The sequence below is a fragment of the Nonomuraea ceibae genome, assembly GCF_019396325.1.
GTDB lineage: Bacteria > Actinomycetota > Actinomycetes > Streptosporangiales > Streptosporangiaceae > Nonomuraea > Nonomuraea ceibae.
Genome location: NZ_JAHKRO010000020.1, coordinates 55,709 through 78,073, shown reverse-complemented (window position 1 = coordinate 78,073; position 22,365 = coordinate 55,709). Strand labels below are relative to the sequence as shown.

General features: G+C 72.6%; 20 protein-coding genes. 12 read left to right on the top strand and 8 right to left on the bottom strand.

Going from position 1 to position 22,365, the window contains the following annotated elements; genetic code table 11:
• Positions 1-55 precede the first annotated feature (55 nt).
• From KME80_RS16180 to KME80_RS16150, 7 genes are read left to right on the top strand one after another with little or no spacing between them, the layout of a single operon-like run.
• Positions 56-1,369 carry a metal-dependent hydrolase family protein gene (locus KME80_RS16180; RefSeq protein ID WP_308125787.1) on the top strand — a complete coding sequence of 438 codons (1,314 nt, stop codon included), beginning with the start codon at positions 56-58 and terminating at the stop codon, positions 1,367-1,369.
• Between the two features lie 31 nt (positions 1,370-1,400).
• On the top strand, positions 1,401-2,873 hold the full coding sequence (locus KME80_RS16175) for an MFS transporter (RefSeq protein WP_246645043.1): 1,473 nt from the start codon (positions 1,401-1,403) through the stop codon (positions 2,871-2,873).
• 10 nt (positions 2,874-2,883) lie between these two features.
• The gene (locus KME80_RS16170) at positions 2,884-3,264 is read left to right on the top strand and encodes a RidA family protein (protein ID WP_219505923.1); all 381 of its coding nucleotides are present in this window, start codon (positions 2,884-2,886) and stop codon (positions 3,262-3,264) included.
• A complete protein-coding gene (locus tag KME80_RS16165; protein ID WP_219505920.1) occupies positions 3,265-4,293 on the top strand; it encodes a threonine ammonia-lyase in 1,029 nt (342 codons plus the stop codon).
• Positions 4,290-4,823: a hypothetical protein gene (locus KME80_RS16160; RefSeq protein WP_219505918.1), complete on the top strand. Its 534-nt coding sequence runs from the start codon at positions 4,290-4,292 to the stop codon at positions 4,821-4,823. The genes KME80_RS16165 and KME80_RS16160 overlap by 4 nt, the downstream gene beginning before the upstream one ends.
• A complete protein-coding gene (locus KME80_RS16155; protein ID WP_219505915.1) occupies positions 4,823-5,413 on the top strand; it encodes a thiamine pyrophosphate-dependent enzyme in 591 nt (196 codons plus the stop codon). The genes KME80_RS16160 and KME80_RS16155 overlap by 1 nt, the downstream gene beginning before the upstream one ends.
• Entirely contained in the window at positions 5,410-6,807 is a 1,398-nt protein-coding gene (locus KME80_RS16150; RefSeq protein WP_219505913.1) for an aldehyde dehydrogenase family protein, read from the top strand. Before KME80_RS16155 ends, KME80_RS16150 begins: the two co-directional genes overlap by 4 nt.
• Positions 6,808-6,882: 75 nt before the next feature.
• Here the strand turns inward: KME80_RS16150 and KME80_RS16145 are convergent, their stop codons facing one another.
• The 3 genes from KME80_RS16145 to KME80_RS16135 all read right to left on the bottom strand — a co-directional run bounded on the left by KME80_RS16145 (position 6,883) and on the right by KME80_RS16135 (position 8,992).
• Positions 6,883-7,614 carry a 3-keto-5-aminohexanoate cleavage protein gene (locus KME80_RS16145; protein ID WP_219505911.1) on the bottom strand — a complete coding sequence of 244 codons (732 nt, stop codon included), beginning with the start codon at positions 7,612-7,614 and terminating at the stop codon, positions 6,883-6,885.
• A 44-nt stretch (positions 7,615-7,658) separates the two neighbouring features.
• A complete protein-coding gene (locus KME80_RS16140; RefSeq protein WP_219505909.1) occupies positions 7,659-7,970 on the bottom strand; it encodes a hypothetical protein in 312 nt (103 codons plus the stop codon).
• A gap of 143 nt (positions 7,971-8,113) precedes the next feature.
• Positions 8,114-8,992 (bottom strand): RpnC/YadD family protein, encoded by an 879-nt coding sequence (locus tag KME80_RS16135; RefSeq protein WP_219505908.1) that lies wholly within the window; start codon positions 8,990-8,992, stop codon positions 8,114-8,116.
• A 211-nt stretch (positions 8,993-9,203) separates the two neighbouring features.
• Between KME80_RS16135 and KME80_RS16130 the strand changes: the two genes are divergently transcribed.
• Positions 9,204-9,479: a hypothetical protein gene (locus tag KME80_RS16130; RefSeq protein ID WP_219505906.1), complete on the top strand. Its 276-nt coding sequence runs from the start codon at positions 9,204-9,206 to the stop codon at positions 9,477-9,479.
• A gap of 21 nt (positions 9,480-9,500) precedes the next feature.
• Here KME80_RS16130 and KME80_RS16125 read toward each other — a convergent pair whose 3' ends face one another.
• Genes KME80_RS16125 through KME80_RS16110 form a run of 4 tightly spaced genes read right to left on the bottom strand, consistent with a single transcriptional unit; the run spans position 9,501 to position 15,026 of the window.
• A complete protein-coding gene (locus KME80_RS16125) occupies positions 9,501-11,192 on the bottom strand; it encodes a glycosyltransferase family 2 protein (RefSeq protein ID WP_219505903.1) in 1,692 nt (563 codons plus the stop codon).
• A complete protein-coding gene (locus KME80_RS16120) occupies positions 11,189-13,099 on the bottom strand; it encodes a glycosyltransferase (RefSeq protein ID WP_219505901.1) in 1,911 nt (636 codons plus the stop codon). The genes KME80_RS16125 and KME80_RS16120 overlap by 4 nt, the downstream gene beginning before the upstream one ends.
• A complete protein-coding gene (locus tag KME80_RS16115) occupies positions 13,096-14,592 on the bottom strand; it encodes a glycosyltransferase family 2 protein (RefSeq protein WP_219505898.1) in 1,497 nt (498 codons plus the stop codon). The genes KME80_RS16120 and KME80_RS16115 overlap by 4 nt, the downstream gene beginning before the upstream one ends.
• Positions 14,589-15,026: a hypothetical protein gene (locus KME80_RS16110; protein WP_219505895.1), complete on the bottom strand. Its 438-nt coding sequence runs from the start codon at positions 15,024-15,026 to the stop codon at positions 14,589-14,591. Before KME80_RS16110 ends, KME80_RS16115 begins: the two co-directional genes overlap by 4 nt.
• A gap of 212 nt (positions 15,027-15,238) precedes the next feature.
• Here KME80_RS16110 and KME80_RS16105 point away from each other — a divergent pair, with 212 nt between their 5' ends.
• Positions 15,239-16,300, top strand: a complete 1,062-nt coding sequence (locus KME80_RS16105) for a glycosyltransferase family 2 protein (protein ID WP_219505893.1) — start codon at positions 15,239-15,241, stop codon at positions 16,298-16,300.
• Positions 16,297-17,937 (top strand): glycosyltransferase family 2 protein, encoded by a 1,641-nt coding sequence (locus tag KME80_RS16100; RefSeq protein ID WP_219505890.1) that lies wholly within the window; start codon positions 16,297-16,299, stop codon positions 17,935-17,937. Before KME80_RS16105 ends, KME80_RS16100 begins: the two co-directional genes overlap by 4 nt.
• A 39-nt stretch (positions 17,938-17,976) precedes the next feature.
• Here the strand turns inward: KME80_RS16100 and KME80_RS16095 are convergent, their stop codons facing one another.
• Complete coding sequence (locus KME80_RS16095) at positions 17,977-19,416, bottom strand: glycosyltransferase (RefSeq protein ID WP_246645042.1); 1,440 nt, start codon at positions 19,414-19,416, stop codon at positions 17,977-17,979.
• Positions 19,417-19,615: 199 nt separating this feature from the next.
• On the opposite strand from KME80_RS16095, the gene thrC reads away from it, so the two are divergent.
• Positions 19,616-20,674 (top strand): threonine synthase, encoded by a 1,059-nt coding sequence (gene thrC / locus KME80_RS16090; RefSeq protein WP_219505888.1) that lies wholly within the window; start codon positions 19,616-19,618, stop codon positions 20,672-20,674.
• A 293-nt stretch (positions 20,675-20,967) separates the two neighbouring features.
• Positions 20,968-21,930, top strand: a complete 963-nt coding sequence (thrB, locus tag KME80_RS16085; RefSeq protein ID WP_219505887.1) for a homoserine kinase — start codon at positions 20,968-20,970, stop codon at positions 21,928-21,930.
• Positions 21,931-22,365: the final 435 nt, after the last annotated feature.

The following is a 22,365-nucleotide window of genomic DNA, read 5'->3' as shown; positions in this document are numbered from 1 at the left end:
GACACAACCGGCAGCCGGCGTGAGAACGCAGGCCGGACGAGGGGGTTCAGAGCGCGTGGGACTCGGACAGGCGACATTCGAACGGGGCGGGGCCGCGCTGCGGGTCGAGAACGTACGGCTCATCGACGGCGTCAGCGATGACGTGGTGGACGACGCCGTCCTGGAGTCCGACGCCGACGGCTGGATCATTTACGCGGGTCCCGCCGCCCAGGCCCCCGAGGCGCACCCGGACGTCAGGGTGATCGACGGCCGCGGCGGCACGCTGCTGCCTGGGCTGTTCGACTGCCACACCCACCTCGGCCTGCCCTCCGACCGTTCGCTCGTGGAGACCGCCCTGCTGACGGACCCCGTCCTGGCGACGCTCCGGACCGCCGAACGCCTGAGCCGCACGCTCGCGTCAGGGATCACGTCGGTCCGGGATCTGGGCGGGCTTCCCGCCGCGTTCCGCGACGCCGTCGCCACGGGACTGGTGGCCGGGCCGCGCGTGCAGACCTCGGTCGGCGTCATCAGCCACACCGGCGGCCACGCGGACGACACCCTGCCCGGCGGCAGGAGCCTCGGTCTGGACTACTGCGAGCTCGCCGACGACGTGCCCGGCGTACGGAAGGCCGCGCGGCGGATGCTCCGGTCGGGCGCCGACGTGATCAAGATCTGCACGAGCGGCGGCATCAGCAGCGCGCACGACGACCCCGACGACCAGGATCTGCTCGACGAGGAGATCGCGGCGGTCGTGGACGAGGCGCGGCGCCACGGTGAACGCCCCGTCGCCGCGCACGCGCAGGGACGGGCCGGCATCCTGGCCGCGATCCGCGGCGGTGTCCGCTCGGTCGAGCACGGCTTCGGCATCGACGACGAGGGCTGCGACCTCATCGGGGAGAAGGGGGCCTTCCTCGTGCCGACCCTGTCGGCCGTCTTCCAGCCGCTGGACCCGCGCACGACCACGCCGTGGCGCTACCAGAAGAAGCTGCGCTGGAACGAGCTGGCCAAGGAGAACCTCGCCGAGGCCATCGCGCGGAAGGTGCGCATCGCGGCGGGCACGGATGCCGGGATCACCCCGCACGGGCAGAACCTCTTCGAGCTTTCGTGCCTGGTGGAGCTGGGGATGTCGCCGATGGAGGCCATCCGCGCGGCGACGTCGGCCGGCGCCCATCTGCTCGGCGTGGAGGACACGCTCGGGACCCTGCGCACCGGATACGCCGCCGACCTCGTCCTCTGCGCGAGCGATCCCCTGCGGGACATCGGCGTGCTGTCGGCGCCGGAGAACATCGCCCTGGTCGCCCAGCAGGGCGTCATCCACAGGCTCGCCCTCCCCCCTGCGGAGCCGCGAGCAGCCGGACGGAACGGACCGCACGCCGGGGCACGCCCCTGAGCCCAGCGTGTTCCGCAGAAAGGAGACGCTCATGCAGGACATGAGCTCCAGCACCACCGCGGGAACGCCCGCACCCGATGATCTGCACACCGGCTGGACCGGCCGGGTGATCGGGTACGTAGCCGTTCTCGTCCTGGTGAACGTCATGGTCGACACCGTGCTCGCCGCGCCGACCTTCGTCCTTCCGCAACTGCGCGACGCCTTCGACACCACCCAGTTCGCCTGGCTCGACTCCAGCGCGATGCTGGCGGGCGCGATGTGGGCGCCGCTGCTCGGCAAGTCCGCCGACATCTACGGCAAGCGCAAGGTCCTCGTGATCACGCTGCTGGTCGCCGGGCTGGGCGGGGTGATCTGCCTGGCCGCGCCGCACATCGGCGTCTTCGTCCTAGGGCGGGTCCTCCAGGGCGCCGCCGTCGCGGCGTTGTTCCTCACTGTCGCGATCATCCGCGACCTCTGCGCCCCCACGTTCTCCATGATCGTGACCGGTGTCGTCACCTCGGGCTCGGCGGTCTTCGGCATCGTCTCACCCTTCATCCTGCAGGTCGCCACGGAGGCCTTCGGCTGGCAGTTCGTGTTCGTGGTCTCCGCGACGTTCGCGGTCGTGGGCGCGCTCTTCGTCCGCGCCGTGATCCCGCGAACGCGGCTCAGGACAAAGGGCAAGGTCGACGTCGCGGGCGGGCTGCTGCTCGGCGGCGGGCTCGCGGGGGTGCTGGTGTACATCAGTCTGGGGCAGGAGCTCGGCTGGCTGGCACTCGTGCCGCTGGTCGTCCTCGTCGCGGGGGTCGTGGCGCTGCTCGTCTGGTTCGTCGTGCTGAGCCGCGTCCCGGAGCCCGTGATCGACATCCGCGGCATCCCGCTGGCCCTCGGGCTCGGACTCCTCGTGGTCGTCATGGGAACGGGCGCCTATCGCAGCCTGCTCGCGCTGTTCAGCCTGCTCATCGACGTCTCCCCGGACGAGGGCCTCGGCTACGGGATCGCGGGACCGGCGGCGCTCGGCCTGATGTTCGGCATCCCGTCGATCGGGATCATGCTCGGCGGCATCGTGGCGGGCGCGATCGCCACCCGCGTGGGCCCCGCCTGGCCGCTGGCCGTCGGCGTGGCGCTGGGGACGATCGCCTCCCTCGGGATGTTCCTCGTCGGCGCGGGAAATCTGCCGATCGCCGTGGTCTGCTCGTTCCTGCTGAGCCTCACGGCGGGCTCGCTGGTCACCTCGGGCTTCAACCTGGCCTCCATCCTGGCGCCGCGCGAGCGGCAGGGCACCGTCTCCAGCATGGTCATGGTCATGGTCGCCGTCGGCTCCGTGACGATGAGCTTCATCGGATCGGCGATCCTCGGCGCGACGGACCTCGTGGTCGACGGGCAGACCGTGAACTCCTCGCTCGGCGTGCACTCCTACATCGCGGTCGCGGGCTGCGTCTTCGTCCTCGCGGCCATCCCCGGGACCTTCCTGGTGCGCAGGATGCGCGGCCACCTCGTCACGGGCGTGCCCGTGAACCACCCCTAGGAGATCGAGTATGACCAACCTCGCACCGGCGAGCCCCTCACAGGCGCGGCACCCCTACAGCCCTGTGCGCGAGACCGACACCGGACTCGTCTTCCTCTCAGGACAGCTCGGCATCGCCGACGGCGAACTGGTGGCGGGTGGTGTCGCGAACGAGACCCGCCAAGCCCTGGCGAACCTGCGCGCCAGGCTGGCCTCGGCCGGGCTGGACTTCCGGCACGTCGTGAAGATCACGGTCTACCTGGCGTCGATGGGCGACCGCACCACCGTGGACGCCATCTACGAGCAGATCCTGCCCGAACCGCGGCCGGCCCGTACCTGCGTCGCGGTCGCGGAGCTGCCCTATCGCGCCCGGATCGAGCTGGACGCCATCGCCGCGCGGGGCGGAGCCTGAATGCGGGCCGCTCCTCAGGACGTGACCGGGCCGAGGCCCGCGCTCCCCGTGACGATCGGCGACGTCGTCGCGGCACGGGACAGGATCACCGGCCACGTCGTACGGACGCCCTTGCTCCCGGCCCCCTGGGCGCCAGGAGAGCTGTGGCTGAAGGCCGAGAGCCTCCAGCCGATCGGGGCCTTCAAACTCCGCGGGGCCGTGAACGCGATCGCCCGGCTCCGCCCCGAGACCCGAGCGCACGGCGTGGTCACGCATTCGAGCGGCAACCACGGGCAGGCGGTCGCCTGGGCCGCACGCGCGGCGGGCATCCCGGCCGTGGTCGTCATGCCGGACTCGGCGACGGCGGTTAAGGTGGCGGCGACCAGGGCGCTGGGAGCCGAAGTCGTCCTCGTCCCCAGTGACCGGAGAGAGCTCGTCGCCGACGCCGTACGGGCGGAGCGCGGGATGACGACGATCCCGCCCTTCGACCACGCCGACGTCATCGCCGGGCAGGGCACGCTCGCCCTCGAAGTGCTCGAAGACCTGGACGACATCGACACCGTGCTCGTACCGGTCGGCGGCGGTGGGCTGATCTCGGGAGTGGGCGTCGCGATCGCGGCCTCGTCCCCGCGCACGCGCGTGGTCGGCGTCGAACCTGAACTGGCCGCGGACGCGCGCGACTCGCTCGCGAGCGGACGACGGGTCGCCTGGGACGCCCGCGCCACGCACCGCACGATCGCCGACGGAACGCGGACGCCGCTCGTCGGCGAACTCACCTTCCCGATCATCCAGGCGACCGTTGAGGAGATCGTCACGGTGAGCGAGGACGAGATCCTCGCCGCGGTGGCGAGCCTGGCCCGTCACGCCCGTCTCGTCGCGGAACCCAGCGGAGCGCTCGGCGTCGCCGCCCAGCTCGCCGACCCCGGCAGGTACGGGCGGGCGGTCGCCGTCCTGTCCGGTGGCAACATCGACCCGGCCGTCCTCGCCCGCGCGCTCACCTCCTCACCCGGAGGAACCGCATCCACGACACCCGAGGAAGCACACCCATGACATACGCACAAGCCGTCGCCGACGGCATCTGGGCGGCCGGAGCCACCCGGGTCGGCTACATCCCGTCCGTGACCGTGGCGCCGGTCATCAACGCGCTGGTCGCGTACGACGGCGGCACGAACGGGGTCTCACCGCGCGTCACCCCGCTGTCGCGGGAGGAGGAAGCGGTCGGCGTCATGGGGGCGGTGACGTTCACCGGCGGGCTCGGCACCGTGGTCATGCAGGACAACGGCTTCGGGAACGCGCTCACGGCGCTGACGACGTTCACGCTCTCCTACCACCTGCCGCTGCTGGTGTTCGCCAACACCCGGGGAGGGCTCGGCGAGTACAACTCGATGATCCACTCCATCAGCCAGCCCGTGCCGGCTCTCCTGCGCGCCGTCGGGCTGCCCGTCATCGAACTGGACAGGACCAGCGGCCCCGGGGACTGGCACGACACCGTACAGGAGGCCGGCAGGCACGCGGTCATGACGTACCGGCCCGTGGTCGTCCTCGGGTCCTTCTGGAACACCGACGGAAAGGTCGCCTGATGAAGCGGATCGAAGCACTCGGCGTGCTGGCGGACCTGACGAGCTCCCATCCCGTCATCGCGACCTGCGCGGCGACGAGCAGAGAGCTGGCCTCGGTGAAGGACAGCGACAACCACCTCTACCTCCTCGACGCGATGGGCCTGGCGGGATCGGTGGCGACCGGGCTGGCGCTCAGCGTGAGACCGTCGGCGCCCAAGGTCGTCGCCATCGAAGGGGACGGCTCGCTGCTCATGAACCCGAACGTGCTGCCGACCGGCGGCTACCTCGCGCCGCCCAACCTGCTCCTCGTCCTCCTCGACAACGGGGTGTACGGGTCCACCGGGGCGCTGCCGACCTACTCACCGAAGGTCGACCTGCGACGCCTGGCCGACGCGGCCGGCTGGACCACGCGCGCGGCGCAAACCGCCGACGGGCTGAGCGCCGCCTTCGCCGAACTGCTCACGGTGGAGGGGCCGGCGTTCCTGTACGCCACGATCGAGGAAGGGAACGCTCCAGACATCGAGAAGCTGCTGGTCGACCCCGTCTCGCTCACGGGACGCTTCACCCGCTGGCTCCGCGAGGTGCATGCCGTCGTCGAGGCCGCGACGTGACCCGCGACATCGGCGGCATCGGCGGCATCGGCGGCATCGTCACCGTCAACCCCGCCTCCGGCGACGAACTGGGCTTCCACCCGTACACCACTCCCGAGGGAATCGATCGGGTGCTCGACACCGCCGCGACCTCGACCTGGGGACGGTCACGTACGGACGAACGCGTCGCGGCGATCAGCCGGCTCGGCGCCGTCCTGGCGGAGCGGCGAGAGACGTTCGCCGCACTCATCACGCTCGAGATGGGCAAGCCGATCACGCAGGCACGGGCCGAGATCGACAAATGCGTCACCGCCTGCCGCTACTACGCCGACCGGCTTCCCGAGATCCTGCGGCCGGAGACGTTCGATCTGGACGGCGACACCGCGATCGTCCGGATCGTGCCGATCGGCGTCGTGCTCGCCATCCTCCCGTGGAACTACCCCTGGTGGCAGGTGATCCGGGCGATGCTGCCCGCGATCGCGGCCGGCGACACCGTCGTGCTCAAGCACGCCGACTCCGTCACGGGCAACGCCCTGGCGATCGAGGAGGCGTTCCAGGAGGCGTTCGGGACGGGGGTGCTGCAGACCGTCGTGGCCGACGCGGCCACGGCGTCGAACCTCATCGGCGACCGCCGGATCGCCGCCGTCACCTTCACCGGCAGCGACCGGGTCGGCGCCCTCGTCGCCGCGCGCGCCGGCGCCGAGATCAAGAAGTGCGTGCTGGAACTCGGCGGGTCCGACCCGTTCATCGTCCTGGCCGACGCCGACCTCCCGGCCGCGGCCGCCGCCGCCGTGCGATCCCGGTTCCTCAACAGCGGGCAGAGCTGCATCGCCGCCAAGCGCATCCTCGTCCACCGCGACGTACGTGACGCCTTCGCGCAGGCACTGACCCCCCACGTCCAGGCGCTGAGAGTCGGCGACCCGACGGACGAGACCGTCGACGTCGGCCCGCTCGCCCGCCACGACCTGCGCGACACGCTCCGTGACCAGCGCGCCCGTGCCCTGGCGGCGGGAGCCAAGGTGATCGCACAGGCGACCGCACCCGACCCCGCCACAGGCGCCTGGTTCCCGCCGTCGATCGTCGAAGTGGACGGGCACGACTCCGCCCTCCTGACCGAGGAGACGTTCGGCCCGCTCGGCGCGCTGACGACCGGCGCGGACGACGACGAGCTCGTCGCCATCGCGAACTCCTCACGCTACGGGCTCAGCAGCAGCCTGTGGAGCACCGACAGCGAACACGCCGCGTCCGTGAGCGAGCGCATCCACGCGGGCTCCGTCTTCGTCAACACGATCTCGGCCACCGACCCGCGCCTCCCGACCGGCGGCATCAAGGCCAGCGGCTACGGGCGCGAACTCGGCAGGTGGGGCGTCCACGAACTGGCCAACCTCCAGGCACTGCGCATCCACCCGACCTGAGCACCGGACCCCAGCCGGGCCGCCGCGCTGGGCCCATGCTGGACGGCACGGTCCGGGCTGTTGTATGCCATCTCGCTAAGGCGTGCCCGGCGGTGTGACCTGGATGATCTCGCGTGCTGCGCGGATGAGGGCGGCGTTGTCCGGGGCGGGGGTGCCGTCGGGGAGGTGGAGCACGTCTTCCAGGCCGATGCGGGCATGCAGGCGGCGGGAGGCGGCAAGCCGCAGGATGGGCCACGCGGTGGCGTCCTCGCCGTGCAGGAGAATCGGCGCGGCAGCCGGTTCGAGTTCGTCCAGCAGGCCGGCTGCGGCGTGGAGCGCGTCCTGCGGGGTGGCTTCGGTGATCTCGGCCAGGACACGCAGGACTCGGCGGGATCCGGGCCGGCTCAGGAACCGTCGTGCTGCGGGAGTCCTGGAGTAGATGCCCGCTTCGATGCCGATCCCCCTGTCGAGCAGGGCTGCGGCGACCTCGGTGGCGCCGTCCTCGTGCCAGTTCACGGAAGCGTGGTCCGGCAGGACGGTCCAGGCCCGTACCTGGACGGCACGGGCGTGAGGGTCCGCTGTGGCCCATGCGCCGGTGGTGACGCCGACCGGGATGCCTGGGACGGCAGCCCGCACGGCGCTCACGGCGGCGGCGACGGCGGTGGCTTCCAGCGTGTCCTGGCCGTCGTGGTCCTTGGGGTGCAGGTGGATGTCCTCGGCGCCGGCGGCGACAGCATCACGGGCCGCCACCGCCAGCTCGTCGGGGGTCACCGGCAGATGAGGACACTCGGCCCGGCTTCGAGCACCGTTGAGGCAAACCTGCAGCATGGCGTCATCTTCGCAGGCGCCCTGAGTCGGGCCGGGGTGGAGGGTCAGGCGAACACCTCGTCGAGGGTGTCGCTGACCGCCGCTCGCCCGATCCAGGTTGCCAGGGTGGAGATGTCGGCACAGGTTCTGACATGCTCGCTTGCCTGCTCGGGGGATGCGAGGCCACGGTTTTCCAGGCACAACAGCAGGACCGTTGTCAGCCCCTTCGTGCAGCCCTGCACGTAGCCCTGGGCGAAGTGTTCTGCGGACCATTCCGGCAGACCCTTCGCCTGGGCGATCGCCTTGCCCTCCGCCCGGAGCTCGGCGAGGAGACTCGGGGCGTATTCGCCCTGGTAGAGATGGACCCCAGAGGCCATCGGGTGCTCCGTTCCTTCTGCGCGCCATCGGTGCGACGGCGTGGTGATGTGCCCACGGTTGCGGGCGTGCTGGATTCAGCGTTGAGGGGGAGCCCGCCCGGTGAGGTGATCTGAAGGATGCGGTGGGTCTGCCTGAGCTGGGCTCAGGCGAAGAGTTCGTCGATGGTGTCGATGACGGCCGCGCGCTCGATCCACGTTTCCAGTGTGGGGATGTCGGTGCACGCGGAGATGCGTTCGCGGGCCTCGTCCGGGACCGGGATCGCCCTGGCTTTCAGGTACAGCAGCACCGCTCGCGCCTCGCCCTCGGCTTTGCCTTCCGCCTTGCCGCGCTCCTGGCCCTTCGTCAAGAGGCTCTGGGCGTATTCGCCCTGGTAGAGGTAGGTTTCGGTGGCCATCAGGCGCTCCATCTCTTTCTGTGCACTGCCGGTCAACGCCACGGTGACATATTCAGCGTACCGACGCGCCAGCTTGGAATCGATGTTGTCCAGGGCCTCGGCCAAGGTGGCGAGGATGGCGTGGATCTCGGGGTGGTCGCTGTGGGTGATGGCCGAGATGGCGGCCAGGCCGATGTCGCCGACCGCTTCGGCGACGTCGGTGATGACCGGGGTGTTGTGGGGCCCGATCACGAGCGGGTGCAGGACGTACCCGGGATGCCCCGTGTCGATGGGCTCGGCCGCCCAGCGGGCGGTGGAGTGGTCGGGGCAGATGACCACGAGGGTGGCCTTGCAGCGGTCGCGGGCGCGCATCGTGGCCAGGTAGACGGGCCAGGTCCAGCGTTTGATCGGGTCCCGTTTGAGCTGGACCTCCGCGATGACGCCGAGTTTCTCCTCCTTCTCGCCGTACAGCAGGGCGGCGTCGGCGTGGAAGCTGGCGGGGACGCACTCCGACAGGTCCGGGGACACGAGGCGGGCCTCCGAGTCCCGGGGGAGCGGGAGGTCGAAGAGGGACCGGAGCATGTGCCCGGTCCGGGTGGTGTCGAGGGTCGTGATGCTGATGAGACCCTCGTGCAGGGGGGTAACCATGAGCGGGAGATTACTGTCCGCATTCGATCCGTCTCGGATGGTCAATGGCCGTGGAGTGGTCCCAGTGCACCGGTGGGATGTGAATCTTCCTCTGGCGTAGAAGATCTTTGTGAGCCGATTTATGTGCATAAATCACTCAATGAATGATCATGTCGCTGCTACCGTCAGGTGACCCAGTCAAGTTTCGGACCGGTAAAGGGGCACAATCCGCATGGCCGAGTTCCACCTGCTGGTACGTCAGAGGTTCGCCGACCACGACACCTGGCGGACCGCCTTCGACAGCCTGGACGAGCGCCGGGCCGCGGCCGGCATGCGCACCGTGCTGGTGTCCACGAACGTGGACAGCCCGGACGAGGCCGTGGTGCTGTTCGCCTGTGCCGACGTCGAGGCCACCCGGGCGCACTTCCAGTCAGACGCGCTCAGAGGGGCGCATGAGCGGGCCGGCGTGATCGAGGGCTCCACGCAGGTGACGTTCCTGCGGTCCTGAGGACCAGGAGGGCGGCCGGGGCTACGGCGCGTCGGGGAAGGCGAGCTTGCGGACGCGCCGCACCGCGCGCTTGATGACCGTGCGGTCACGCTCGCGCTCGCGGGCGCGCGCCAGGCGGACCGCCTCGCGCCGCCACTCCTCGGCCTTCTCGCGCCACCGGGCGGCGTCCCGCCCGTTCTTGCCCGCCTCGCGCCGCAACTGCGACAGCTCGGCGCGCAGCGCGGCGGTGCGCTTGCGGTAGAGGGCGAGCTCCTTCTCCCGCTGGGCGGCGAGCCGTTCGGCCTCGGACGGCGGCCGGCGGCGCGGCGGGTACACCTCCGGGCGCGGCGCGAACCCCCACGATTCGCCGTCCGTCCACTCCAGCCCGAAGACCTCGTCCAGCACGTCGTCCGGATGCTCGCCGGGTTCGGCGACCAGGGCGGCGCGGGACAGGGCGGCGGTGCGGTCGAGGCGGGCGACGACGACGCCGTCGGCGGTCTCGTCCAGCGCCACGCACAGCGAGCCGCCGTCGTGCTCCTCCAGGTGGGCGACCAGCCGCTCCACGGTGTCCTCGCCGGGCACCCAGCCGGGCGGGACCATCAGCCTGAACGGCGCGGGCGACGTCCCGCCGGGCGCGTCCGCCAGGTGGACGCGCGGGTCGTGCTCGAACGTGGCGCGAATCAGCCGCAGGTCGAGGTCCGGGTCGCCGAGCGGCGAGCGGCGGCCGTCGGTCAGCGACTCCCACGGGCCGGGAATCGTGACGCGCACGTCCGGGAGCGAGCCGCCGAGCAGGGCGTCGACGGTGGCCCGTACGTCCTCGTAGCCGCCCGCCGGGACGGTCGCGTCCACGTACGGGACCAGCCACTGGCGGCCCCGGTCGGTGCGCAGGTAGCGGCGGTAGGGGACGCGGTCGGCCACGTACGGGTCGTTGTAGCGCTTGAGCGCGGCGAAGTCGCGCATGGCGGTCGGCAGGCCGAGGTGCCAGGCGCGCGACTCCGGGTCCGGTACGTAGACCGCGCCGGCCTGGGTGAGGCGGTAGCCCAGCTCGGTGTCCTCGGCCAGGACGAGCGAGGTGTCCATGCCGCCGATCGGGCGCAGCAGCGCGGCCGGGTAGGAGACGGTGGCGCCCACGTGGATGCGGGTGGCCAGGGAGTTCGGCGCGGTGCGCAGGCCGTCGTGGTCGTGGATGATCTTCTCGGCCCAGTCGTGGCGCAGGGCCGACAGGGGGAACAGCTCGTCCGCGCGGCCGTTCTCGACGGACTTGCGCACGGTCTCGGGGGCGGGCAGCTCGTCGGTGGCCGAGGTGAAGTCGATCCAGCCGAGCGCGACCACGTACGGGGCCAGGTGGTGCCAGCGGAGCTGGGCCTCGACGTGGTGGCGGTGCGGGACCATGTCGGCGTCCAGCACGAAGACGACGTCGCCGGCGGCGGCGTCGATGCCCGCCTGCACCGCCCAGGCGCGCCCCCAGCCGCCGGGCGGGCTGCTGATGAGCTTGGTGCGGCCGGGCGTGAGCGGCGGCAGGCGCAGCGGGACGGCGCTGCCGTCGTCCACCACGATGACGTCCATCAGCTCGGCCGGGTAGGACTGGGCGGCGAGCGCCGCCAGCGTGAGGTCCAGCGTCGCCTGGCGGTCGTGCGCCGGGATGACGACGGTGACGGTGAGCGCGGGCTCCCACGCGCCCAGGCGGGGCGGGGTGAGGACGCCGTAGTCGTTGCGGCGGATGCGGGGAGTCATGGACGCGGGCTCCCGTCGAGCTCCATGAGGGCGTTCGGCCGGAAGCCGCGCCACTGCTGCCGGTTGCGCTGCAGGAACGTGCCGATCGGCTCCCGCCAGGTGTGGTTGGCGGCGGGGCCGCGGCGCAGGATGTAGCCGAGGCCGTGGGTGCGGTAGATCTGGCCTCCGGCGGCCTGCAGCGCCTCCTGGAACTGGGTGTCGACCGAGCGGTGCAGCGGCCGGAAGCCGCCCACCGCCTGGAACGCCGAGCGCTCCACGAGGATGGTGCCGCCCGCCACGAAGCTGGTGATCTGCTCGGTGAACTGCTTGCGGTGCACGGTGACGTCGATCGACGACAGGTAGACGAACTCCGGCACGGTCCCCACCACCTGCGCCCCCGAGTAGGAGTGCGCGAGCAGCAGGTCCGACAGGAAGTCCGGGCCGTACCAGTCGTCGTCGTCCATCTTCAGCAGGAACGAGCCGGACGCCTTGGCCGCGGCCTCGTTCAGCACCTCGCCGAACACCGCCTGCGCGCCCGCCTCGAACACGGTCAGCGGCCCGTCGTACGCGGCGACCGCGGCGGCCACGTCGGGATGTCCCGGCGGGACGCCGTGCAGCGCCAGGACGACCTCCAGCCGGACGTCGCGCTGGCGGGCGATCTGGTCGAGCGCGAAGCCGACCATGTCGGTGCGGCGGGTGGCCAGCAGGACCGAGGTGAGCGGGGGAGCGGGCGGCGGCGCGCCGAGCTGCTCCCAGCGGGCGGCCACGCCGTGGGTGCGCAGCGCGGTGCGGCGCAGCCGGATGCTGTGCTCCTCGCGCCGCAGGTCGTCGGCCAGGTCGGGCGGCGACTGGACGAGCGCGACGAGCTCTTCGCCGAGCGCCCCCGCCCAGCGGGGCACCGGCCCGGAGAACAGCGGCACGCCGGCGGCGGCCAGCCCGGCCAGCACGCGCACGGCGGCGAGCGGGCCGCTGTGCGCGTGGTGCCAGTCGATCTCGACGGCGCGGATCTGCCGCAGGCGGGACACGTCGGCGTCGGTGACGCCGCCCGACTCGGCGAACGTCGTCACCGGCTTGCCGTCCAGCAGCACCGTCCAGCGGCCGTCGCGTTCGGCCAGCGCGGCCACGCCCCGGGTCGGGGTGGTGACGAAGCCCTGCGGGTTCACCAGGCGCTCGTCCACCGGCGGGATCATGGACGGCTCGGCGAGCACGTCGGGGTCGGCCAGCGGCAGCTCCGACCCGCCGGGCCGGCCCAGCCGCTCCCAGCTCGCCGCCCGGAGCGTCGGCCGTTCGACGGGGGTCTCGGCGCCGTCCCAGGAGCGGGCGGCGCCGGCGGCCGACGGGGGCGCGGTCTCGGCGTCCAGTGTGCGCAGCACCAGGTCGCTGCCGGGCGCGCCGACGCGTTCCGGGACGGGCCCGGCGACGTCGGCGGGGGTGGCGTTGGGGTCGCCCGGCCGCCAGTCGGCGGCGCCGACGCCGGCGATCGCGGCGGCGGGCGCGGCGATCACGTCGAGCCGGTGCCCGGCGAACGCGCGGGCCGTCGCCGTCACGGTACGGCCTGCCGGGGCGGGCGCGGAGAAGCGGGCGTCCACCACCCACACCCGGTCCTTGGGCCGGTAGACGCGCAGGTCCGACAGGGAGCGCCAGCGGTGCGCGGGCGTCGGCGTCGGCACCGGCGCGGGGTGGGCGGCCGGGGTGTCGAGCACGGCCACGACCACCCGGCGGGCCTCCGGCAGCAGTTTGTGCAGCGTCGCGGCGCGCCGCAGGTCGGCCGGGGTGCGGGCGATCACCAGCACCTCCGCCGCCTGCTCGGCGTCGCCGCCCGGCTCCAGCAGGTCGCGGTCCAGGTCGACGCCCGGCACGGCCGCGTCGTCGATGCCCGCGAGGAACACCCTGGCCTTGGGCAGCTCGGCCAGCAACCGGTCGATCATCCGGCGCTCCGCAGGTGTCTCATCAGGGACGACAGCGGCCCCTTGGTCCCGTCGCCGTCGGCGGCGGGCGCTGACAGGCGTTCGACCTCGGCGGTCAGCCGGTCGATCTCGGCCTTGGCCGCCTTCAGCTCAGCGGCCCGTTCGGCGGCGACGGCCCGCCACCTGGCCGCGTCGCCGCCCGGCGGCTCGGCCTCGTCGGCGGGGACGAACCCGTGCTCGTCCCCGCCCACCCACAGCGAGCCGAACAGCTCGTCCACCAGGTCGTCCGCCACCCCGGGGAAGCGCGCCGCGCGCGCGAACGCCGCCGTGCGCTCCAGCCTGGCGGCCACGACCCCGGTCGCGGTCTCCGCCAGCACGGCGCTGACCAGGCCGAGCGTGTCCTGTTCGGCGAGGCGTACGAGGGAGGACAGGGTGCCGGCGCCGAGCGCCCAGCCGGCGGGGACGCGCAGCGAGAAGGGCGCGGGCGCGGCGGACGCGGGCGCGCTCTCGGCGAACGCCACGCGCGGCTCGTGCGCGTACAGGTTGCCCAGCAGGCGCAGGTCCAGCAGCGGCTCGTCGAGGCTGGCGCGGCGCCCGCCGGTCAGCTCGCCCCACGGGCCGACGATGGTGACCGCCGCGTCCACGAGAGTCCCGGCCAGCGCGGAGTCGACGGTGGCGCGCGTCTCCTCGTACGTGGTGGCCGTCACGACCACGCGCACGTACGGGACCAGCCAGGTACGGCGCGGATGGCGGCGCAGCCAGCGCAGGTCGGGAATGTAGTCGCCCAGGTAGGACCAGTTGTGCCGGTGCACCTCCTTCTCCCGCAGCATGACCGTGGACGGCCCGACGTGCTTGCCGACGGCCTCCGGGTCGGGGATGAACACCGCGCCCGCCTGCGCCAGCCGGTAGCCGAGCTCGGTGTCCTCCGCCATGTTCAGACCGGGGTCGACGCCGCCCGCCGCGCGCAGCAGCTCTCTGCGGACCGAGCTGGACGCGCCGGTGTGCAGCAGGTACGCGCTCGCGCCGGCGTCACGCAGCCACCTGGTGGACGCCAGGGTCTTGAGCGTGTACGGGGTCGGCGCGCCCTCGTCGCCCGGCGTGTCCACGAACCTCGTCTCGCCGATCACCACGGCGTGGTCGATGAGGTGGTGCCAGCGCAGGTGCGCCTCCAGGTGGCCCGGGTTCAGCACCATGTCGGAGTCGAGCCAGTGGACGACGTCGCCGGTGGCCGCGAGCTGCCCGGCCTGGCGGGCGGCGCCCCGGCCCCAGCCCTGCTCCACCCGCACGACGCGGGCGCCCGGCAGGTGGACGGGCGGGTCGCTGCCGTCGTCGGCGACGACCACCTCGACCAGGTGCGCGGGGTAGGTCTGGGCGGCCAGCGAGGCCACCGTGCGCTCCAGCGCCTCCTGGCAGTCGTAGGCCGGGATGACCACGGACACGCTGAGCTCGGGCCGCCACGAGCCGAGCGCGGGCGGGCTCAGCACCCCGTAGTCGTTGTGCCGGACGCGGGTCATACCCGGTCCTTGGAGAGCGCGCGGACCTCCTCGCGCAGCTCCTCCACCTCTCGGGCTCTGGCCATGGCGTTGACGCGGTCCTCGCCGAGCGAGGCCAGGATGGCGCCGATGTCGTCGCCGCGCCGGGCGCCCGACTCCTCGACGGCGCGGGTGAGCTTGTCCAGGCGCGCGTCGATCTGCCGCAGCGCGGTGGTGGTCCTGGCCAGCTCGGCCTCGTACTTCTTGACGCGCAGGTCGATGCGGTGCGCCTTGCCGTCGATGCGGCGCACGGCGAGGACCAGGAAGGCGAGCGCGGCGAGCGAGATCACGAATCCACCGGCCGTAGCGGCCTCCGCGAGGGAGAACAGGCCGGCGAGCACCAGCAGCACGAGCACGGCCAGGGCCAGTGCTCCCAGAGCGGCGGCGGTGGCTGCCGGCCGGCGTGGCGCAAGCATCCGCTCAAACCTTTCGTTATGACTTATCCGGGCGTTAGGGCATTAATGACACCTTATTCAACAACAGTCACCACCGTGCCAGAGTTTCCTGTGTACACACTGTGAATCTGCCGTGACCGCCCATACCGGATGGGAACCCTGCGGGTACGTGTCAGTAAAAAGCGGCGTAAGGTAGGCGCCGATCAAGTCCGACCCGCTAGGAGCAGCAGCGCATGTCCCTCACCCCGGCCGGCTTCGCCCGCACGGCTGACCAGGGGCTCGCGCGCCTCCACTGGCACGACGGCGGCTGGGTGCGGCCCCCCGCCGCGGAGCTGCGCCGCCTGCGCGGCCTGGAGATCGACTGGCCCGCCGGCGAGGTGCCGCTCGACGACGTCATGGAGCTCGCCGCCGCCGGGGTGCCGCTGACCGCCGCCCACGCGCCCGCCTGGGTCCCCGCCGGCCTGGCCGCGCTGCTCACCGACCGCGACTGGCTCGCCCACGAGCCCGGCGGCGGCCTGCGCTGCCTGGCCGACCTGCGGCGCGAGGAGCACAGCGTACGCCTGCGCCGCCTGGCCGGGCCCACCGCGACGCCCAAGGTCAGCATCGTCATGGCGACGATGCGGCCGGGCCTGGTGGGCGAGGCCCTGGCGCAGATGGCACGCCAGCGCGGCGTCGAGGCCGAGGTCATGCTCGGGCTGCACGGGTTCACGTACGACGAGGTGCGCCCGGCGGTCGAGTCCTGCCCGCTGCCGGTGTCCTGGGTGGAGGCCGAGCGCGCGGTGCCGTTCGGCGAGGTGCTCAACCGGGCGGCGGCGCAGGCCACCGGCGACCACCTGGCCAAGTGGGACGACGACGACTGGTACGGCCCCGACCATCTGGCCGACCTCGTCATGGCGGCCGCCTACTCCGGCGCCGACGTCGTGGGCACCACCGGCGAGTTCTTCTATCTGGAGCCGCTCCACGTCACGGTCAGGCGCGTCACGTTCGCCAGCGGGGCCTCGTACCCGAGCGAGGTGTGGTCCGACCACGTGGCGGGCGGCACGATCACCGTCTCCCGGGCGACATTTCGTGACCTGGGAGGCTTTCCGGCGCTGCCCCGGTCCGTCGACCGCGAGTTCCTGAAGGCCGCCCACGAGTCCGGCGCCCGCATCTACCGCACCCACGGCCTCGGCTACATGCTGCGGCGCGGCCTCGGCGGCGGGCACACCTGGCAGCTTCCCCTCGGCCACTTCCTCAAGGTCGCCGCCAACCAGTGGCACGGCTTCCGCCCCAGCCTGCTCATGGAAGCCGCATGAGGCTGCGCGGCAACGACTACCGCCCGCTGCGCCCGCCCGCCGGCTACACCCCGGAGCTGCGCGTCAGCGTGATCGTGCCCGCCTACGGCGGCCAGGACAAGCTCGACCTCGCGCTCGCCGGGCTCGCCAGGCAGACCTACCCGGCCGGGCTGACCGAGGTCGTCGTCGTCGACAACGGCACCACGCCGCCGCTGCGCCTGCCCGCCGAACGCCCCGCCGGCACCCGCCTGATCCGCTGCGAGAGGCCCGGCCGCGCCAGCGCCCGCAACGCCGGCCTCGCCGAGGCCACCGGCGACGTCATCCACTGGCTCGACTCCGACGTGGTGCTCACCCCCGGCGCGCTCACCGCCCACATGCGCTGGCACCACGCCGCCCCCTACCTCGTCGTCTACGGCCACCTGCGCTTCAGCGAGGCCGAGCTGCCCGCAGAGCTGCCCGCCGACCTCGAGGCGTACTTCGAGCCCGCCGAACCCCACGCCTGGATCGTCGACCTGGTCGAACGCACCGACGGGCTCACCGCCAACTCGCCGCGCCCCTTCAGCGTGCACGTCGGCGGCAACACCTCCGTCAACGCCCGGCTCGTCGAGGCCGCCGGGCCGATGGACGACGAGCTGATCCTCGGCCAGGACACCGAGATGGGCTACCGCCTCGCGCAGGCCGGCGCCGTGTTCGTGCCGGAGCCCGACGCCCGCGCCTACCACCTCGGCCCCACCATGCGGATGCGCGACAAGCCGCGCATCGACCGCGTCAGCCACGCCTTCGTGGCCGACCGCATCCCCGCTTACCGCTGGCTGCGCTCCCACCCGGCCCGCCAGTGGCTCGTCCCGAGCGTCGTCGCCCTGGTCGACGGCACCGCACCGTACGAGGACGTGCGCGCCACCGTCGACGCGCTGCTCGCCGGCACCGTCAACGACGTGCGCGTGCACCTCGTCGGCCCCTGGGACGAGCTCGACCGCGACCGCCGCGCCCCGCTGAAGGACCCGCGCCTCGACCAGGTGCTCGTGCACGGCCACTACCAGCACGAGGGCCGGGTCGGCCTGGTCACCACCGACGAGGTCGACCCGCGCGTGCCGTTCCTGCTGCGCCTGCCGCCCGGCTGGGCGCCCGGCGAGGACTCCCTGGCCCGGCTCCTGGACCTGGCGCGTGGCGAGGTGTTCGGGCTGGTCAACGTGCTGCTCGCCGAATCGGCCACGGGCATCGAGACCGCCCGGCTGGAGCGCGTCGCCTACTTCTCCCGGGCCCGCCTGCTCGCCCGGCCCGGCGAACGGCTCGACGACGTCGTGGACGAGGTGTCGGGCGTCGCCTGGGTCGAGGGCGAGGCGTACGGCTTCACCAGAGAGCCGCGCAAGCCCACCGGGCGGCGCGCCGCCTACAACGCGCGGCTGGCCGCCGAGGCCGAGAACGCCCGGCTGGCCGCCGAGACCGAACGCCTGCGCGCCCAGGTCACCCGGTGGCGCGAGGAGGCGGGCCGCTGGCGCAAGAGCGCCGTCGAGCTGCGCCGCGAGGTCGGCACGCTCCGCCGCGAGAGCGCCGACCTGCGCCGCAGGCTCGCCGCCGCCACCCGCGCCCAGGAGAGCCTGCGCGCCCTGGTGGCGACCACGCTCAAACGCGCCCTCGGCAAAACCCAACGCCCCTAGCCGGCCCCCTTGGGACCGGGCGCGGCCGTACGTGGGCCCTCAGTTGGGGCGGAGGGCAGCTTTCAGGCGGCCGAACAGCGAGGACTGCTCGGCCTCGGCGTCGGCGGTGACGCCGGGCGCCGCGGGGATCGTCACCGGCGCGGGCTGCCGCTCCGACGGCTGCGGCCAGTAACGCTCCGGCGACACATGCCGCACCCCGTGGGTCTCACGGACGACCTCGTCCAGGTCGTCACCGGGCCCGGTGAGCAGCAACGCCCGGGCCAGCGCCGACGTGCGCTCCAGGCGGGCGGCGCGGCCGTCGGGCAGGTCCACGACCAGCACGCCCGTCAGGTCCTTCTGCACCGTCTCGATCATGCGGTCCAGCGTCACCCGGTGCAGCGGCACGTCCACCGGCCCCCGGTAGCGGAACGGCGCGGGCGCGGGCGTCGGCGCCGCCTCGTCGATGAGCCTGACCCGCTCGTCGTGCGCGAACAGGTCACGCATCAGCCGCAGCTCGAAGCACGGGTCGCCGAGCACCGAACGCCGCCCGTCGTGCAGCCGCGACCACGGCCCGACCAGCGTGACGGCCACGTCCTGCAGCTTGCCGTCCAGCGCCGCCGACACCGCCTGCCGCACCACCGACTCGGAGGTGTCCGTCACGTCAAGGACGACCTCCACGTACGGGACCAGCCACCGGCGGCCCCGGTCCTTGCGCAGGTCGCGCCGGAGCGGGATGCGGTGCGCCAGGTAGGGCTCGACGGCCCGCACGGCGCGCTCGCGGTCGCGGTGCTGGGCGGGCAGCCCCAGGTGGACCGCCCGCGCCTCCGGGTCCGGCACGAACACCACGCCCTGCATGGCCAGCCGGTAGGCGAACTCGGTGTCCTCGCCGCGCAGCACGTTCGGGTCGAGGCCGCCGGTCGCGTGGAAGACGTCCCTGGGCAGCGCGAACGTCGGGCCGGTGCAGACGTGGTACGGGTTGCGGCTCTTGCGCAGGCCGTCGGTCTTGGCGATCGTCGCCTCGGTCGAGCTGGGCACCGCCGCGTCCAGGTCGAACAGCTCGCCCAGATGCGCGGCCCCGGCCACCTGGCGGGCGGTCAGCGGCGGCGCCTCCACGAACTGCTTCATGCCGATCGTGACCAGGTAGTCCGTCACGTGGTGCCAGCGGGCCAGCGCCTCGATGTGCTCGCGGCAGGTCACCATGTCGGCGTCGAGCCGCTGGATGATCTCGCCGTCGGCGGCGTTGGCGCCCGCGTTGACGGCGTTGGAGATGCCCCAGCCCGTGCTCGGGCGGACGATCCGCGTGTTGTCCGGGCGGATCTCCGGCAGGCGGATCGGCGGCTCGCTGCCGTCGTCCACGACCAGGACCTCCATGAGGTGGCCGGGATACGTCTGCGCCGCCAGCGCCGCCAGCGTCAGATCCAGATGCGGCCCGCCGTGCGCGGGGATCACCACGCTCACGGACAGGGCAGGCGACCAGGAGCCGAGCTCCGGTGGCGTCAAGGCTGAATAGTCGTTCTGCGGCAAAGCAGGACGCGCGTTCATGGTTGTGAACCCCCTGCTCCGACCCTAGCGGGGGATGCTGAGAATTTCCTGAATAATGGGGATGTCAGGGCCCGTGTCCACACGCTGGACGCCCATCCGCCTCCCCCCTGCGGACCCCGTACACTCGGTGCCCAACAGCGCAGGTAGGGAGAGACCAATGAGCAGGTCGTGGCGTGGCCTCATCGAGGAGTACCGAGAGCGGCTCCCGGTCACCACGAAGACGCCCGTCATCACGCTCCTCGAAGGCGGGACGCCGCTGGTGCCCGCGCACCGCGTCTCCGCCCTCACCGGTTGCGACGTCTACCTCAAGGTCGAAGGCGCCAACCCGACGGGCAGCTTCAAGGACCGTGGCATGACCATGGCCATCAGCAAGGCCGTGGAGGAAGGGGCCAAGGCGGTCATCTGCGCCTCCACCGGCAACACCTCCGCCTCGGCCGCCGCCTACGCGGTCCGCGCCGGCCTCACCTGCGCCGTCCTGGTGCCCCGAGGCAAGATCGCGATGGGCAAGCTCGCCCAGGCGCTCGTCCACGGCGCCACGCTGCTCCAGGTCGAGGGCTCGTTCGACGACTGCCTGGAGATGACGCGCAAGCTGTCGTCCAACTACCCGATCGCCCTGGTCAACTCCGTCAACCCGTTCCGACTCCAGGGGCAGAAGACCGCGGCGTTCGAGATCGTCGACACGCTCGGCGACGCCCCCGACATCCACTGCATCCCCGTCGGCAACGCCGGCAACATCTCCGCCTACTGGATGGGCTACCAGGAATACGCCGACGACGGCATCGCCACCAAGCGGCCGCGCATGTTCGGCTTCCAGGCCAGCGGCGCGGCGCCCATCGTCGACGGCGCCCCCGTCACCCACCCCCACACCATCGCCACGGCCATCCGCATCGGCAACCCCGCCTCCTGGCAGCTCGCCACCGCGGCCCGCGACGAGTCCGGCGGCGCCATCCAGTCGGTCACCGACCGGCAGATCGCCGCCGCCTACAAGCTCCTCGCCCAGGAAGAGGGCGTCTTCGTCGAGCTCGCCTCGGCGGCCAGCGTCGCCGGCCTCCTCCAGGCCCACGCCCAGGGCCTCGTCGAGCCGGGGCAGCGGATCGTCTGCACGGTCACCGGCAACGGCCTCAAGGACCCCGACTGGGCCATCTCCGGCGCCCCCTCGCCGGTCACCATCCCCATCGACGTCCACGCGGCCGCCGCCGCCCTCGGCCTCGCCTGACCATGCCCGCCCCAGGGCGGCACCCCCTCCCCACCGCACTGAGGGCTGGGGCGGGGAGACGCGAACCCACCCGAGAACCCACCCGCCGTCCCCCCTCTCAGCGCCGGTACGGCGAGTCGGGGTACGCCGGAGCCCGGCGCCCCGGTACGGCGCTCAGGGTGGAGGCGAGGGCCTCACGAACGAACGGCACGGCCTCACGGCGTACGTCCCGGGCTCGGGGTGTGCGCCGAGGGCAGGTGTGTGCGGAGGGGGCGTGCGAGAACCGGCACGCCCCACGAAGAAAGGGCCGATGAATGACCACCGTTGACATCCGCGTGCCGGCCACGTCGGCCAACCTGGGCCCCGGGTTCGACTCCCTGGGCCTGGCGCTGAGCCTGTACGACCACGTACGGGTGACGCTCGACGGCGACGGGGCGCGGGTGACCGTCGAGGGCGAGGGCGCCGGTGAGGTGGACACCGGCGAGGGCCATCTCGTCGTGAGGGCGATGCGGAAGACGTACGACCGGATGGGTCTGCCCCAGCCCGCCGGGATCCGCATGCACTGCCGTAACAGCATCCCGCACGCGCGCGGCCTGGGCAGCTCGTCGGCGGCCGTCTGCGCGGGCATCCTCGCGGCCCGGAGCCTGGCCGGCGCCACGCACGGCGCCGCGACGCACGGCGACGTGACACGCGGTGACCCGCCGCACGGCGACGCGGTGCTGAGCGACGACGACGTGCTGGCGCTGGCGACCGAGATGGAAGGGCACCCCGACAACGTCGCCCCGTGCCTGGCCGGGGGCCTGACGATCGCCTGGACCGAGCATGACGGCGCACCGCGTAGGGTGAAGCTGGTTCCCGACGCGGGCGTCCGTCCTGTCGTGCTCGTTCCGGCGACGCGGCTGTCGACGGAGACCGCCCGGGGGCTGCTGCCGAAGGACGTGCCCCACAAGGACGCCTCCTTCAACGCCGGCCGGGCCGCGTTGCTGATCGCGGCGCTGACCCGGAGCCCGGATCGGGCGCTGCTGCTCGCCGCCACCGAAGACAGGCTCCACCAGCACTACCGCGCGCCTGCGATGCCTGAGAGCGTGGATCTGGTAGAACGTCTGCGTGCAGTGGGCGTGCCCGCGGTCGTTTCGGGAGCGGGTCCCACGGTCCTTGCGTTTTCGACCTCGGATTCGCAGGATTTGATCGCGCCAGAAGTGGGTAATGACTGGCACATCCAGCTAATGGACGTCGACCCTGGTGGTGCGACCGTTCAGTTCCCCGAGACACGCTGATGCCTCTTTAGACCTTCAGGGAATAGCCGTGTGCGCTGGTGATGTTAGGCTGATAGCCGCACCAGATGCCCCCTTGTTGGGTGCGTGCTTGTCAGCCGTACATCGCTGCATCATGCTTCACGTCGCGAGGCGTGAGCAGCGCGGCTGTCTCCCCGGAATCCGTTGCCTCCGGTTGGCCCACACCCGGTTGGCCCGACGTGAGGTGGCGACGACGGGGAGCTGCGCGTTCGAATCACCTCGACATCTGGCTGGCGGCAGCAATCTCGGGGGTGTCAGCCAAGCGTCACGGCTCTGTGACTGCGCGGAAGAACCCCTGGCCAAGAGTCGCGACCGTCCCCAGCGGCGGCCGAAGATCGCAAAGTGCACCCCGACCCGGTCTGTCCCGCCGGATCGCAAGCACCTCCGGGACGCCCGGCTGAACGAAACCGGCGCCCG